This is a genomic window from Paenibacillus sp. PK1-4R (assembly GCF_030369595.1).
Taxonomy (GTDB): domain Bacteria; phylum Bacillota; class Bacilli; order Paenibacillales; family Paenibacillaceae; genus Paenibacillus.
On record NZ_CP126535.1, the window covers coordinates 5,580,427 to 5,595,258 of the forward strand.

The 14,832-nt window shown below is 45.5% G+C and carries 15 protein-coding genes; 6 read left to right on the top strand and 9 right to left on the bottom strand.

The window, feature by feature from the left end; translation table 11 throughout:
* Positions 1 to 137: 137 nt before the first annotated feature.
* Positions 138 to 497: a hypothetical protein gene (locus tag QNO02_RS24250; protein WP_091037706.1), complete on the bottom strand. Its 360-nt coding sequence runs from the start codon at positions 495 to 497 to the stop codon at positions 138 to 140.
* A gap of 186 nt (positions 498 to 683) precedes the next feature.
* Here QNO02_RS24250 and QNO02_RS24255 point away from each other — a divergent pair, with 186 nt between their 5' ends.
* Together QNO02_RS24255 and QNO02_RS24260 are read left to right on the top strand one after the other, a co-directional pair.
* Positions 684 to 1,922, top strand: a complete 1,239-nt coding sequence (locus QNO02_RS24255; protein ID WP_289390272.1) for a glycosyltransferase family 4 protein — start codon at positions 684 to 686, stop codon at positions 1,920 to 1,922.
* On the top strand, positions 1,919 to 2,089 hold the full coding sequence (locus tag QNO02_RS24260) for a hypothetical protein (RefSeq protein ID WP_167483784.1): 171 nt from the start codon (positions 1,919 to 1,921) through the stop codon (positions 2,087 to 2,089). Before QNO02_RS24255 ends, QNO02_RS24260 begins: the two co-directional genes overlap by 4 nt.
* Before the next feature lie 144 nt (positions 2,090 to 2,233).
* Here QNO02_RS24260 and QNO02_RS24265 read toward each other — a convergent pair whose 3' ends face one another.
* Both QNO02_RS24265 and QNO02_RS24270 read right to left on the bottom strand, forming a co-directional pair.
* Entirely contained in the window at positions 2,234 to 2,764 is a 531-nt protein-coding gene (locus QNO02_RS24265; RefSeq protein WP_289390273.1) for a GNAT family N-acetyltransferase, read from the bottom strand.
* 249 nt (positions 2,765 to 3,013) lie between these two features.
* Positions 3,014 to 3,730: a glycosyltransferase gene (locus QNO02_RS24270; RefSeq protein WP_133387078.1), complete on the bottom strand. Its 717-nt coding sequence runs from the start codon at positions 3,728 to 3,730 to the stop codon at positions 3,014 to 3,016.
* 997 nt (positions 3,731 to 4,727) lie between these two features.
* Here QNO02_RS24270 and QNO02_RS24275 point away from each other — a divergent pair.
* The 4 genes from QNO02_RS24275 to QNO02_RS30370 all read left to right on the top strand — a co-directional run bounded on the left by QNO02_RS24275 (position 4,728) and on the right by QNO02_RS30370 (position 8,364).
* Complete coding sequence (locus QNO02_RS24275; RefSeq protein WP_289390274.1) at positions 4,728 to 6,443, top strand: ABC transporter ATP-binding protein; 1,716 nt, start codon at positions 4,728 to 4,730, stop codon at positions 6,441 to 6,443.
* 746 nt (positions 6,444 to 7,189) lie between these two features.
* Positions 7,190 to 7,414: a transposase gene (locus QNO02_RS24280; protein ID WP_289390275.1), complete on the top strand. Its 225-nt coding sequence runs from the start codon at positions 7,190 to 7,192 to the stop codon at positions 7,412 to 7,414.
* A 400-nt stretch (positions 7,415 to 7,814) separates the two neighbouring features.
* Positions 7,815 to 8,138 (top strand): DDE-type integrase/transposase/recombinase, encoded by a 324-nt coding sequence (locus tag QNO02_RS30365; protein ID WP_353959132.1) that lies wholly within the window; start codon positions 7,815 to 7,817, stop codon positions 8,136 to 8,138.
* 40 nt (positions 8,139 to 8,178) lie between these two features.
* Positions 8,179 to 8,364: an IS3 family transposase gene (locus tag QNO02_RS30370; RefSeq protein WP_353959080.1), complete on the top strand. Its 186-nt coding sequence runs from the start codon at positions 8,179 to 8,181 to the stop codon at positions 8,362 to 8,364.
* A gap of 243 nt (positions 8,365 to 8,607) precedes the next feature.
* Here QNO02_RS30370 and QNO02_RS24285 read toward each other — a convergent pair whose 3' ends face one another.
* From QNO02_RS24285 to QNO02_RS24310, 6 genes are read right to left on the bottom strand one after another with little or no spacing between them, the layout of a single operon-like run.
* A complete protein-coding gene (locus QNO02_RS24285) occupies positions 8,608 to 9,324 on the bottom strand; it encodes a glycosyltransferase (RefSeq protein ID WP_133387077.1) in 717 nt (238 codons plus the stop codon).
* Entirely contained in the window at positions 9,321 to 10,262 is a 942-nt protein-coding gene (locus QNO02_RS24290; protein ID WP_289390276.1) for an NAD-dependent epimerase/dehydratase family protein, read from the bottom strand. The genes QNO02_RS24285 and QNO02_RS24290 overlap by 4 nt, the downstream gene beginning before the upstream one ends.
* On the bottom strand, positions 10,244 to 11,071 hold the full coding sequence (locus QNO02_RS24295; protein WP_036605842.1) for a dTDP-4-dehydrorhamnose reductase family protein: 828 nt from the start codon (positions 11,069 to 11,071) through the stop codon (positions 10,244 to 10,246). Before QNO02_RS24295 ends, QNO02_RS24290 begins: the two co-directional genes overlap by 19 nt.
* Positions 11,068 to 12,054 (bottom strand): polysaccharide biosynthesis protein, encoded by a 987-nt coding sequence (locus tag QNO02_RS24300; protein WP_017692517.1) that lies wholly within the window; start codon positions 12,052 to 12,054, stop codon positions 11,068 to 11,070. The genes QNO02_RS24295 and QNO02_RS24300 overlap by 4 nt, the downstream gene beginning before the upstream one ends.
* Complete coding sequence (gene wecB / locus QNO02_RS24305; protein WP_133387129.1) at positions 12,047 to 13,138, bottom strand: non-hydrolyzing UDP-N-acetylglucosamine 2-epimerase; 1,092 nt, start codon at positions 13,136 to 13,138, stop codon at positions 12,047 to 12,049. Before wecB ends, QNO02_RS24300 begins: the two co-directional genes overlap by 8 nt.
* A 14-nt stretch (positions 13,139 to 13,152) precedes the next feature.
* The gene (locus tag QNO02_RS24310; protein ID WP_133387075.1) at positions 13,153 to 14,778 is read right to left on the bottom strand and encodes a glycosyltransferase family 4 protein; all 1,626 of its coding nucleotides are present in this window, start codon (positions 14,776 to 14,778) and stop codon (positions 13,153 to 13,155) included.
* Positions 14,779 to 14,832: the final 54 nt, after the last annotated feature.

Here is a 14,832-nt window from a genome sequence, read left to right on the forward strand (position 1 = left end):
CTAATTCTAATGAAAATACCTTTGCTGTCAAGCTATTTTTTCAGGCATTTCTTTTATGGATCCACCACAAAAAAATGGAACAGGCACCTTCCCTGCTCCACACGTTGGTTAATCATGACTATGCAATGATGTCCATATCAATCTGCAAGCTTCATCATCTGATATTCTGACAGTATGCCCAATGTCTGACCGTGAATACTTCTGCAATATATTCGAATAACCAGATGCTTCGGTGAAGAGCTGTTGCTGATGATCCTCAGTTCATGAGGCTCGGATGACACATCCAGATTATGAATGACCTGATTACCGCCCGCTCCCCCCGAATATGCCGTTAGGTGAAACAGGTGTCGGTACAGTTCTCCGTGAATACTGGCTCCACCAACAAATACATCCGTCCCTTCCTCGCCGCCCACATAGGCCAACTCCACATCCATGTACTTGACGGGAACAAATGTCTGTAACAGATTCTCATGAATCTCAAGTAAATATACCGCCACTGTAGATCCCTCCTTCGGAGCACATGAACCTTCCTGTACATAGGATATGCTTCCTCTCGTCCATTGCCATTTGCATTCACCCATTTTCGACCAATTACACGGAAATGCCCGACCTTCCGGTCCTCTTTTTTCATAGAATAAAAGGATAGAAGCTCGGCCGGTGCAGGTCGTGACAAGGAGGTAGCTATGAAAGTTCTGCTCGTTACGTATTGGGAGCTTACACATATGGGAGGCATATGGACATATGTTAAACAACTGGCCGACAGGCTGATGGCGCTTGGTGTAGAGGTTGATATCATGGGCACAAATGGTGCCAATAACGAAGTATATGTTCGTAATCTGAATCGCGCTTTCTCCAAGGATAAGGTGTGGCCCATGCTGCAAGCCAAACTCAATCCGACTGATCTGCCACAATTCACTGCCGATCCTCTTCTCGCTTATTATGAACTGAATAGATATGCCTTCGAGATGGCGGCCGCTTATCTGGGAGTGGACCACTATGACGTTATTCATGCGCAAGATCCGGTAGCTGCCGTAGCCATAAAACGCATTTTGAACCGCAATATCCCACTGGTTACAAGCTATCATGGCGCTCTTGCACGCGAAGCCTTTTACGATGCTCAAAATTCCAACCCACAGCTTACTCTCCCTTCATATTTGCAATCCAAGCGTGGACGTTATTTTCTCTCATTGGAAGAGAGAAGTGCAGCACAGTCCGAGCTCATTCTCGTGTCAAGCCACTGGATCAAGAGTACGCTTACAGAACTTGCCGTTCCTGAATCAAAGTTCAGACAGATTCCCTATGCTGTAGATCTCCCAGCCTACCGTGCCTCAGCAGCTGTGAAGTTCCGCCAGCGACCACCTGCGGGCAAGAAAGTCATTGCCTTTACCGGACGACTTGAATACATCAAGGGTGTTCATGTGTTAATCAAGGCCTTAGCCAGTCTGAAAAATAAACGTTCTGATTGGGTCTGCTGGATCGCAGGTGAAGGCAATCTAACCGATGAATTGCGAGCACAGGCCGCGTCAACGGGTATTGGAGCGGATGTTGTGTTCTGGGGCAAGTTGGACAATATTCCTTCCTTCCTGCGCCATGCAGATATCTATGTCCAGCCCAGCCTGCAGGACACCCAGCCGTTCTCCGTTACCGAAGCGCAACTTGCGGGTGTACCTGTTATCGTCAGTGGCACAGCCGGCATGCCCGAGATGGTTGAACCTGGACGTACGGGATGGGTTGTTCCTCCGCAGGATGTCGACTCGCTCCGTGAACTGTTGGATGCACTACTTGAGGATAATGTTACCCGGAGAACAGTGGGTGCGGCGGCGAAAGCCTGGGCTGAACAACACCGTTCACTGGAAGTGATGGGATTGCGTACATTTCAAGTCTACCAAGAAGCCATCTACAGAGGAGGACTTACGATATGACGTTACTTGTACCGAGTGATCTGTACAACCGCTGGTTTTCGACTCCAGTTTCCACACCTCACATCGACGTGGATTACGCTGTAATGAATGAATTGATGAAAAAGCTGCCTAAAGGATATGTATTTCCCGATCCTGCATCCATGGCGATCATGAATTCAAAAGATTGAGTCGTCCAATGATATGCCGTCTTTATATAACATGCCGAAATATCAAACAAGGGGTGTCCCATCTGTCATATGAATGACTGAGGACACCCCTTGCTCGCTTCAAATGTGTTCTAATGGACCGAGAACACGCTATTACAGATCTTATTAATCTGTCGCCAACTTGGAATACATATTCAGATCAATGAACGTTTCGCCTACCCTCTCGTATGCTCTGAGAGTGCCTTCATATGTGAAATTTAGCTTTTGTAATAGCTTGATTGAATTCACATTATGGGGGTCAACCTTTGCTTCAATTCGATTCAGCTTCATAGTCGAGAAGGCGTGAGCTAATAAAGAAGAGATCGCTTCCGTAGCATATCCTTTTCCCCAGTGTGATCTGGCAATATCATACCCAATTTCTGCTTTAAGATTGTCAAAATCCAGCGAATTATAACCACATGAACCTATGATTTCGTTGGACTCTTGCGCAATGATGGAGAACCGAATAGCCTTGTTATCCTGAGAAAGATCATTCAGAAGATTAATCATCGCTATAGCTTGATTCTCATCCGTAAAATGACTGATATTCATGAATCTAGTAACATCCGGATCAGACCAAATCTTAAACAAGCTGGCCGAATCCGATACGTTCATTTTTCGCAAATATAACCGTTCTGTGTGTAACTCTGTAATCAATTCTTTTACCTCCATTAGTTTATTAATGATTCGGTTTAAGATATTGATATCTGCGCATAGTCCAGTCCCTTCCGTGTATGAATCATTTCATTATACAGAGACTTCAGCAACCCATCTACATTTCTATCCACGGATCGTCCATGGAACAAAAAAAGAGCTCCCCACTTATAGCACATTAAAAGTGCTTCATAAAGGTGCTCTCCTACCATTTTAAAAACTAATCCACTCAGCCATCATTGCCAAATCCATCTACTTCCAATACCCGCCAACCTGAAGCAAATTGAGTAAAATAGGTCTATGCTTCTCTTGAACTTTTTCCATCTCGGCAACCAGTGCCTTGAAGTGACGTTTGGTACCCATCGACTCATGCAATCGGTAACACATCAGAGGTTCATTGTAGTAGAACAGCTCATACATTGGAAACAGCCTCATCCACATCTCATAGTCATGGGTGTAGCGAAAATCAGTATCGAACAGTCCAAACCGCTCAAATGCTTCCATCTCTAACATGACAGTACAGCCGTTGATCGGACAACCTTCCAGCAGTACCTGCAACATCTCCAGACGACTTCCCACTTCCGGATGCACCGTATCCAACCATTCACTCTTCTCATTCACATAATGGTAGGCACCATGGCAGAATGAAGCCTTGACCTCTCGCATAAACTTCAGTTGTTTCTCCACCCGATCCAGCAGCATCACATCATCCGAGCTGAGCCAGACAAAGTAATCCCCTGTTGCATGTTTGATGCCCTCATTTAATGCTGTCGCGGTTCCACCGTTTTCTTTGTGAATATAGCGGATGGAATCCATGAATGGTTGTAGCTTCTCCACGTGCTCGGTTGACCCATCATCCACCACGATGACTTCAATATGTTGATACGTCTGGTGAATGGCACTGTGAACAGCCTGCTCGATATAAGCACAATTGTAAAAAGGAATGACGATCGATACTTTTGGCTCCATTCAGGCCTTCCCCTCCTCCGCTTGTCTGTGCGCAGCGATTGCTTTCCTTTATTATATGAAGATCAATTCGATCGGTATTGGACATCTGCGGTATCCCGGAAGCACATTTAAGTATAATTTCATAAATAACAAACATAAAATTCTATTGTATATCGCCATGTCTCGCATCATTCAACGTTAGCTTTTGGAATTCCAATTCCTCCAGCCTCTTTAAAAGGGGATCTTAGAAAAAAAAATAAATCACTTAAATTTCAAAACTACTATATTTGATTCCTTGGCATTATAAACTTTACCCTCTTGGTTATTGAACTAGCACTTGGAAAATGATTAGATACACCTCAAACCTCTATAAGAACATGTTTTCACACCGCGAAAAATAATTATTCATAATACCTCTAACAGGTATAGTAACGTTTAACTTACAGTTAACGGTCTCATAAATACAACAATAGCCCATGTATAAATTACAGAAATAAACATTACAAACCAAGTATATCTTATATATTTTTTTCTTCTTATCCTTTCAATCCCCAAATTTCGCACAGTCCACCCTATGATATTTAACTTCATAAGCGATCCACACTTTCGAAATGACATAGTCTATTGATCTTGAGTTTCGATTCTCTTTTACATATAATCTATTTGGACGGTATACAGACGTTTTATGAATATGATTTAAGCATTTCAATGACCGATCTTGAGTAATAAACTCAAAATAAAAGCGTGGTGAGGAATTAATTCTAATGAATAATATTGATAAACAGAGACTATAAAATTTGAAAATTGGTGTTGTTGATCTTGACCACCTTGATCTTAAAGACGAACAAAGAATTTTTCTCAAATCAAACCAATTTTTGAAGCGTATGTTACTCCAGGAATTACACTTGAAACACTAAAATTAGCCATTACTTTGGGTATTATCATAGCTCCCCATAAGTAAAGGCTGAATTGGAAGAGGAAATAACTAAACCTTACTGAAACTAAGAGGTGAAACACTGTGAAGTTTATTGGAGCGTATCTAAAACAATACTGGTATCTCTATATACCCTTAGCCTTTACAATGCTTATTGGCATTGCACTAAATTTATCCTTTGCTTGGTTTATCTCCAGAATAACTGATGCGGCCATAATACAAGACTCCTCACAATTGATATTCATGGTTTATGCAGGATGTACTATTCTAGCTATACTCGGTTTAAATGCATACACTGATACATATTTAAAAGCTAAAGTGGCCAGTATGATCCGTAACGATCTCAAGAAAAAGACAATGACTACACTTCTTCAATTAAAACAACCTTTTTATGATAAAAATCATTCCGGACAATTGGTTACCCGACTGACCAATGACAATTCATTGGTAGGTGACGCGCTTGGAAATACACTTATAGAACTAATTAAAAACCCTCTGCTCGCTATCTTTTCCTTCATCTATTTAGTTTCAATAAACTGGAAACTTGCGATTATATGCTTATTGATTAGCCCAGTCACCTTAGCTATTGCAATCGTTTTCGGTAGAGCTATGAGAAAGCTTTCTAACGATTTACAAAATCAGAACGGACAGACTTCTAGTTTTTTACAGGATGTTTTGGGATCAAGCATCCTCTTCAAAACTTTTGCACTAGAAAATATTTTCCACAAAAAATTCGTGAAACAAGCAGAGACAATATTTGAGTTAGAACTTAAAAACGGTAAAATGAGAGGCGCATTAGATTCCACTACACAAGTCGTTGCAAACATTGCATTCCTTATTGCATTCATTCTCGGTGCATATTTCGTTTCTCAAGGTGATATGACTGTAGGAAGCTTAGTCGCTTTTACCCAACTTATGAATTACTTAATTATGCCCTTCATAGCATTCTCAGGCATATGGGGATATTTCCAATATTCTATGGGAGCCGCAGACAGAATTTCTGAAATTTTGGACGTATTGCCAGAACAATTAAGCGCACCAAAAGATGCGAAACACGTTCAGAATTCGTTTAACAATTTAATAATGAATCAAGTTCACTTTGAATACGATAATGAATCTGTAATACAAAACTTGTCCTTAAATATTAACAAAGGTGAGTTTGTTGCCATTGTTGGTCCCAGTGGGAGCGGAAAATCAACCTTATTTAAACTATTACTAAGTTTGTATCCTAGTTCAAAAGGAACCATTTCAGTTGATGGTCAGTCCTATGAAAACTTAAGTGAGGAAGAAATTCGAAGTTACTTCTCTATGGTACCTCAAGAGCCTTACCTTTTTTCCGGAACTATTCTTGAAAACATCATATACGGAAATCAGAAGGCTACAGAGGAAGAATTAGTCCAGGTAGCAATTCATGCAAATGCTTACGAATTCATCACTAACTTGAAAGATGGCTTCCAAACTGAAGTTGGTGAAAGAGGCTCAAACCTTTCAGGTGGCCAGAAGCAACGCATTGCTATAGCAAGAGCAATTCTTCGTAATGCGCCGATCTTACTTTTAGATGAAGCTACTGCATCTTTAGATAATGAGTCTGAGCGACTTGTTCAGGAAGCGTTGAATACAATGATGATTGGAAAGACAACATTAGTCATTGCACACCGATTATCGACCATTCAAAATGCAGACCGGATTCTGGTAATGAAGGACGGTCAAATCGTCGAGAGCGGTAAACACGATGAATTGCTAAGAAGACAGGCACACTACTTTAATTTGTACAATAAAAGCTTATCAACAGCAACCTAAATTCATAATTGAATTTCCAGTCAGTGCTTGAGTAGTTTTCTAATGCACTGTCCTTAAACATTTATTTGTCTTTATTTTTTAATCTTGACTGCTGAAATCATAATTTGGTATCCCTTTATTTCTCATGCACTTGAGAAATTGAAAATGTAAGCTTTTAAACTAGTAACCGAGAGATAACCAGGCAACTTAAGATTCGAAATAAGATACGAGTCGAAGTGTGAGCGGATCGTTATTGATAGGATACCATCTGAGCAAGAAACATTTGCGTAGGACGCCCACAGAAAAAGTTCGCGAGCGTTGGAACATGGCGTAGTTTAAGGCAAATATCGATCTTTTAAAAAGGGGTGGCTAACTCTACGTGGGGAGTACGACATAAATCTACTCGTTATGAAATTGCTAGGGAAATGAGACTGAATTCTCTCTTAATATGGACCCTTAAAGCGAATTCACTCAGGCATACTACTACAAGTCGAGTAAATAGGTATCTAATCCTCCTAAAACGATTTCTGTTTTCACTACGCTTGTGACACCATGTTAAACCCTTTTTGAATCCATCATTATATGATTCAAACTTTTTAAAGTATCCTATGCTTTCTATACAGAATTGACGAACTCCTCTGTTAATATCATAAATAATTTAGATCTCATATTTCTGATCATTCTCAACGCATCCAGCATGGAGCTAGAATGAAAAGTGGACACCCGTTAACGGACGGAAGGATAATAAGACTAACGGAGGTGTCCACATGGGAGAACAGCGGCAACGATATAACGAAGAATTCAAGAAACAAACGTTCAAATTCATTCAAGAGCAGACGAAGACACTTGGAGATTTGGCAGAAGAACTCAACATTCCAAAAAGTACGTTGCACCAATGGATGAGTAAGTACCGCGAACTAAAACATGAGCCTGTTGCCAGCATAGATCGAGTGAAGGAACTGGAAGCAGAGCTTCATGAGATGCGCCGGTAGCTTCATTAGAAAGAGCACACGCTTGCGGATACACAAGAAGAACTGGCGATTGTAAAAAAAGCAGTGCACATCTTCAGCAAACCAAAGAGCTAAGATTTCAGTTTGTGGAAGATCATCGCTCCGAGTTTTCTTTGGAGAAGATGTGCAGAACCTTTCAAGTATCACGGAGCGGATATTAAAAATGGCGAATGGACCAAACCAGCAAGCGGCAGAACCGAAAAGGCCAGGTCATGAAGCGTATTCGCTATCATTTTTACGACCACCAGATGCGGTGTGAAGCCCTAAAATTACGTATCTGCTCCGTTTAGAAGGGTTGCGAATCTCTTCCCGTACCGTCAGTATATACATGCGTCAAATGAATCTACGTTCTGTGGTCATGCCCAAATATCGCGTTCAGACTATGGATTCCAAACACGACCATCCCCTTGCGCTAAATACGCTGAATCAGCAATTTGAAACGTCCAAACCGAATACGGTATGGGTTACCGACATCACCTACATTCCTTGCCGACGAGGTCGTCTATACCTCGCCAGCGTTCTGGATTTGTGCACACGTGAAATTGTAGGCTGGCGTCTATATAACCTATGGAAGTGCACTGGAGGAAGCTTACAAGGCCAAACGCCCCGCTCCGGGATTACTCCATCACTCGGATCGCTGCTCTCAATACACGTCAAAAGAATACGTGGAGCAACTAAAAATTATACTGAATGGAATAAAGCATGAGCCGCCGAGGAAACTGTTATGATAACGCCTGTATTGAGTCATGGCACAGTATTTTAAAGAAGGAACTCAATACTGCAACCCTCGTTTTAAGACACCGGAAGAGGCCTATACTGCTATCTATCAGTACATTGAGTTCTATTACAACCCCAAGCGAATGCATGGCGCGCTAGGATATCTTTCCCCTGCTCGTTTTGCGATGAAATTTACGGACAAATCCGCAGCGTAGTGTCTACTTTTTTGACATAGGTCCAGCAAGTCTTTTATTCATATCAATAAAATGATTAAAACACTTTATAAAGTGAAAATACGACATAAAACTGCGCAACTATATATTTCTCAGTAATTATAGTTCTATTATTAATTATGACAACACAATTAGATGTCCCTCCTCTTACTGTCTTAGGTAAAATGCTGCGCAAAGAGGGCGTTAATCAGCCATCTTTTGGCTTTCATAACTGCCCTCCCTACGCTACCCGCCAAGCGTCGCTATTCGCTGCAACAGCGGTTCCCGATATCTGGACCATACCATGGATGCCTCTCTGCCGATGACATCCGCATGACGTACCGATCCCATTCCACCATGCCAACGATATGCGGTAAGTGACTCGTTCAGGTACGGAAACCGATGACCGTTCAGCAAAATCCGCATCCAGAGATCCAGATCATGGGTGTAGGGCAGAAGCTCATCAAACAATCCCACTCCGCTGAACAGATCCTTGCGGATCATGACAGTACAACCGTTGACTGGATTGCTGTTAACGAACACTCGCAGCCAATCCAGATCGGCCATCGGTGCAGGTCCTCCGTTTAACTTGGTCACTGCGGAATGTTCATTGATATAATGAAAGTTCGTATGGGAGACGAGCACATTCTCACGTTGCATAAACTCCAGCTGATGCCGAATTTTATCCGGGTACAGATAATCATCCGAACTGAGCCAGGCTACATAATCACCAGAGGCATGACGGATGCCATGATTAAGTGCCGAAGCCGTCCCGCCATTGCTTTTGCCAAGCACATTAATATAAGGAAGATAGGGTTGAAGCAACTCTGCATGCCGGGTTGAACCGTCATTCACAACAACGATCTCCACATCGGGATACGTCTGGTTCAGCGCACTTTGAATTGCCTGAGGCACATAAGGGCAGTTGTAAAATGGAATGACAATGGATACTCTCGGATTCAACTTGTCGTCCTCCCTTGCTGGACACGAACATCACTCAGGATATCCTGAAGCGATGTGGCAAATGGAATCATCGGCTGCCAGCCAAGCTTGCGCAGCAGTGATAATTCCTCCTGTTTTCCCGAACCATCCGGACCAGAAGATGCCCCATCCCAGCGAACAGGGACTTCCGCTTCTGTCATGGACAACAGCAGATCTGCAATTTCACCAAGACTGCGCTCGACTCCAGACACCACCGGGTATACTGTACCGCTGGACCCGTGTACCAGGAGGGTCGCATATGCTCTGACGGCATCCCGCACATCCAGAAAGTCACGGGTATTGTCCCGTCCGGACAGACGGAATGCCTCGGTTTTGCCCGCCTGCTCACAGGCAACAACATGGCGTGCAAGCAGTGAACAGATGCCTGTGGAAGGACCCGCACCAATCAGATTGCCTGGCTCCGCCAGCATGATCTGTTGTCCAAAGAGCGACATCCACGACAACGACACCATCTCTTCCAGCGCTTTACTGAGGCTGTATGGATGCGGAGGCCGGGGAATCCGGCCAGGTTCCGGCGTATATTTTAACCGCGATCCTACAATAACGGTTCGTGCTGTCGGACAACTACGAAGCGCATCCAGCAAATACAGCACGGCCATCACATTGGTCTCCAGGACCAGTAGCGGATCAGACCACGAATCAGGCACTGAATTTTTGCCAGCGAGATGCAGCACATAGTCGGGCTGCACCTCGCCGATCAGATGACGTACTTGCTGTTTATCGTTCAGATCACAGACATGGACTTGTGCATCTTTACCAAATGAATACACATCCGGCCTCCGGACTACCGCTGCAACCACTGCACCCGCTTCCCGAAAATAAGATACGGCATGTCGCCCGGTAAAACCGGAGGCGCCTGTAATCAGTACGTTCTTGCCTCTCAGCTCTGCTCCATCCATAATGCCAACTCCTTCAGCATTGTAGAATAATCCGGCAGGTCTGTCTTCACATCCTCGCGAGTGGACACCAGCGTACGGTCCTGCACTACACTGTCATCACGCACAATCGTCACATCCTGCTTATCCCAGGTCTGCTTGAACAATACAAGCAGGTCATGCTTGCTGACAGGTGCCGGATGAGCTAGGTGGATCAGACCACTAACCGATGAGGCCAGGTAATGGTCTACCCATTTGGCCAGCTCAAGTGTGGTCACACCGTTCCAGAATACGCGGGTATACCCCCCGACTTCACCTGTGCTGGACATAAACCATTGCATCAGACCAATGCCGCCCTGGCGAATCTCGGGTCCAATGATGGACGTACGGATCGTCAGATGACCTTCATCCTGAACTTCGCCTAGGGCTTTGGTGATGGCGTAAGCTGAAGTCCCATCCGTAACATCATCTTCCCGGTATGCTCCCCGTTCCCCGCTGAACACACAGTCCGTGCTGATATGAATCAGGCGTGCACCAATCGTATCTGCAACCCGCCGCAGACGATGTGGCAGGAAACCGTTAATATGATATGCAGTAATTTTGTCCTCATCTGCGAAGTTGTTCAACACACCTACAGCATTAATAATCACATCCGGGTGCACAGCTTCTACCAATCGATCAACCATGAAGCTGTCGTTCACATCCAGGAGCAGACCATTGGGGTCCGTTACATCCCGAGATGTGTAGAAGACGCTGTGTACACCTTGACGGCGGAAATAGTCGACCAAAATATGGCCGGCCATTCCGTTTCCACCAAGTATCAGCAGTTTCATGACAAGAATCCTCCGCGTTTCAGAATTTCACGAATCTCCTCTTTGGTCATGAGTTGGTGTTCAGAACTGAAACTGTTAAAGGAGACCGGGGGACAATTGGTATAATGTTCACGCAGACCCGGTATACCCAGGGTAGGAAGAATAACCAGGTACTGCTCATCGTAGACAACGGTGGTCATGCTCTCGAATTCACTCATCAATATTTCATGGATTTTCTCCCCTGGACGAATGCCACGTTCCACAATGCTCACATTCTCCACACCGGAATCCTCAATCAGCACTTCTGCGAGATCAACGATTTTGCAGGTAGGCATCGTCATGACAAAGATCTCTCCGCCGACACTTTCCACCGAAGCTTTGAACAGCAAGGTAATTGCATCCTTCAGCGTAAGAAAGAATCGAGTCATACTCATATCCGTGATGGAGACCTGCCCTTTCTGGCGGATCTGATTCTTGAACAGATGTACCACACTTCCGTTTGTTCCCAGTACATTCCCACCCCGTACCGTAACAAACTTGGTATCGCTGTGTAACAAGTTTGCATATACAATTAATTTCTCGCCGATCGCTTTTGTCATGCCATAGAAGTTGGACGGATTGGCAGCCTTGTCAGTCGAGATATAGATTACTTTTTCCACCTTGTTCTCAATAGCAGCCTCAATTACGTTTTGTGTACCAATCACATTGGTTTTGAGTGCTTCGTACGGTTGGTCTTCACACACCGGAACATGCTTGAGCGCTGCCAGATGAAATACATAGTCTACATGCTGGCAAGCCGCCGTCAAGGCATCCTTGTCACGAATATCTCCAATCCGGAAATGAAGACGCGGGTCTTCAAATTCACGACTCATAGCCACTTGGCTGGACTCGTTCCGGGAATATACAATAATTTCTTTGGGCTGCTGGGGCAGTAGTTGAGCCACAAGTTCATAACCCCATGATCCCGTACCGCCAGTCACGAGTATACGCTTATTTTCAAACATGCATTTTCCCTCCAAGCAGAAATTTAACCACTTTACTGGATACATCTGTGGCTTTGTAACCTTGCGGGCAATCCCAGTCGCTAGACATCTTTGTCATGACTCTCACGCAATCAGCGATGCGCGCGGCATCCAGACCGGAGACTACATTGCTGCCGCAATCGACCGTTTCCGGTCGCTCGGTAGTTCGACGCATCGTTACGGTCGGCACGCCCATAATGCAACACTCCTCCTGCACGGTACCGCTATCCGTAAGTGCACAGCGTGCATGACGTTCAAGCATTACAAAGTCGAAGAATCCAAACGGTTCGTGAAACTCCACCAGCGGGTTCATCTCCAGTTGCAGATGCTCCGCAATCCGGATCGCGGTACGCGGATGAATACTGCAGATCACACGCAACCCGTGTTCCTCTGCGACCTGGTTCAGTCCTTTCATAATCTCCAGCAAATGAGGGGCATGATCCACATTCTCGGCTCGATGGGCAGTAACCAGGAAGTATTGCCCGGATTTCAGCTTGAGCTTTTTGAGTATTTTGCTCGAACTTACTTGCGCGTCGTAGTGCTGCATGACTTCATAGATGGGATTGCCCGTTAGTACGATGCGCCTGCTTGGTACCCCTTCGCTGACCAAATGTTTCTTGCTCTGTTCCGTGTAAGGCATATTAACGGTGGAGATGGCATCAATAACCTTACGATTTTTCTCTTCAGGCACATCCAGGTCGAAGCAACGATTGCCTGCTTCCATATGAATAACAGGAACACCCATGCGCTCAGCCAATATTGCACATAATGCGCTATTGGTATCGCCAAGCAGCAGCAATTTATCGGGCTTCTCCTGCATTATCAGATCTTCCATCTGCGTAAACATCGAGGATAGCTGTCGTCCCAGAGAGGCCGCTTCATCCTGAAGAACGTAATCCGGTGCGCGCAGGCCCATTTCCTTGAAAAAGAGACCGCTGAGACTTTCCGTGAAGTTCTGTCCCGTGTGCACCAGAATATGTTTGGACGCGTACTGGTCCAGCTTGGAGATGATCAGGCTGAGCCGTATGATCTCAGGTCTCGTACCCAGCACCGTCATGATCTTCATCGTAATCCCTGCCTTCATCTTGTATTGGAACCCTTGCGCCCTGCTCGGCTACGTCCTGCCTTGGCAGATTTGCGTCTGCGACTAGCCGATTTCCCCATATGTGGACGCGGTCCCTTCGTTGTACGGGTTCTCCCCTTACGTCTGCCAGTTCCGGAAGTACGTTTCAGCCCCTCACGGTCTCGGCGAGAATGAGGTGCAAGTGGCTTGCGACGACGTTTCCGCGTTTTGCCCCTCTGTTGAATCGGCTTTGCAGCTGGGCCAGTACCTGAGGCAACAGGAGCATCGTGACCCAATGCGATTGGAGGTAATGAGGAATGTGGCAACGCCTGTATGACGGTCAGTGGGAATAACAGTGCCCGCACCGTAGTCGGCTCCAGAACCAGTACAGTGCGTAGTCCTCCCTCCCCATGGGTATACACAGGTCCATTCGGAGGTTGGATATAAGCAAACCATCCGGGAAAACGCAATAACCACTGTGTCACCATCGTATGCAGTTTCGTTCGGTAGGTTTCAACGCCGTAGAGCCTTTCCGCTTCTGTCCGATTGCGCCACCCCGTATTTGAGGCCAGCTCTGCATCATTCAGCAAGGTTGTTGCCAAAGTGACAAGCGCTTCGGTATCGCCCGGCGGGGCCAAAAATGTATCACTGCCTACGGATTCCATTAATTCCTTCAGTCCACCCTGGGCAAAAGCGATGACCGGTTTGGCAAAATAGAGCCCCTCCAGTGCGGTCATGCCAAATCCTTCCTTGACCATGCTTGGGATGACCAGGATATCCATCGCGGTATACGCTAGAGATACGTTCTCTTCAAATGTGGTGAAGGTAAACCGGCGTGAATACCCGGATTTTCTCACCCGTGATACACACTCGTCGTAATACTTTTTATCCGATGGTGCCCCGATGATCCAGAAGCGACAGCGCGAATGCGTTTCACAGATCCTCAAGGCCATATCCACAAAAGGTTTCAACCCTTTGGCATCATATATAAATGAAGAAATATAACCGATACAGGTCTGGGATGATTTGAAACCGAGCTCCTTACGCTTGCGTTCACGCAGATGAACCCAGCGGTCCGGTGCGGGTAGCGCGGGTTCCCAAGTTGGGGAAATGATGGTCACTTTGTCACCCATGCCGGCTTCTTGAAATGGGGCTACCGCTGTCTCGGATATACCGATAATCCAATCCGCGTAACGCCCAATCATCTGGATCGCCTCGGTTGTATGTTCATTCGTATGAATGATCTCGGTAATCTTCCAGATGACCGGAATCTGAAGGGACTTTGCCGCTACAGCCGGCATCACATTAACGCAGGTGTTCGTTAACACCATATCGGGAGCAGTCTCCCGTATGAGGGAGACCGCTTCCTGATACGCTGGTGTATGGCGAAGATGCTCCGCATCATCTGCAATGCCCAGGTAAGGTGTGTACACACCGTGAAGCATCGGCAGAGTGCATATTTTGACCTGAATGCCGAATCTCCGCGCAAGCCCCGCAAGCTTCCCCTCCTGAGGGACTACGAGCACACATTCAAAGATTGCACCGATCTCTCTCATAAAATGAAGCAGCAGCTTCTCGGCGCCTGTAATGCTGCGAGTATTGCACACATGTGAAAATAACATCATCTTTGGTTTCGTTGCCATGGCCGCACGGACCCTGTACACGGGTAACCGATACAGGGTACTGTGCACACCTCC

What these genes read in the sequence shown, in the direction of transcription:
- QNO02_RS24280 (WP_289390275.1), top strand. Translation starts at nt 7,190, where the DNA reads ATGGGAGAACAGCGGCAACGATATAACGAAGAATTCAAGAAACAAACG.
- QNO02_RS24295 (WP_036605842.1), bottom strand. Translation starts at nt 11,071, where the DNA reads ATGAAACTGCTGATACTTGGTGGAAACGGAATGGCCGGCCATATTTTG.
- QNO02_RS30370 (WP_353959080.1), top strand. Translation starts at nt 8,179, where the DNA reads ATGGCACAGTATTTTAAAGAAGGAACTCAATACTGCAACCCTCGTTTT.
- QNO02_RS24270 (WP_133387078.1), bottom strand. Translation starts at nt 3,730, where the DNA reads ATGGAGCCAAAAGTATCGATCGTCATTCCTTTTTACAATTGTGCTTAT.
- QNO02_RS24290 (WP_289390276.1), bottom strand. Translation starts at nt 10,262, where the DNA reads ATGGATGGAGCAGAGCTGAGAGGCAAGAACGTACTGATTACAGGCGCC.
- QNO02_RS24260 (WP_167483784.1), top strand. Translation starts at nt 1,919, where the DNA reads ATGACGTTACTTGTACCGAGTGATCTGTACAACCGCTGGTTTTCGACT.
- QNO02_RS24255 (WP_289390272.1), top strand. Translation starts at nt 684, where the DNA reads ATGAAAGTTCTGCTCGTTACGTATTGGGAGCTTACACATATGGGAGGC.
- wecB (WP_133387129.1), bottom strand. Translation starts at nt 13,138, where the DNA reads ATGAAGATCATGACGGTGCTGGGTACGAGACCTGAGATCATACGGCTC.
- QNO02_RS24300 (WP_017692517.1), bottom strand. Translation starts at nt 12,054, where the DNA reads ATGTTTGAAAATAAGCGTATACTCGTGACTGGCGGTACGGGATCATGG.
- QNO02_RS30365 (WP_353959132.1), top strand. Translation starts at nt 7,815, where the DNA reads ATGGATTCCAAACACGACCATCCCCTTGCGCTAAATACGCTGAATCAG.
- QNO02_RS24310 (WP_133387075.1), bottom strand. Translation starts at nt 14,778, where the DNA reads ATGGCAACGAAACCAAAGATGATGTTATTTTCACATGTGTGCAATACT.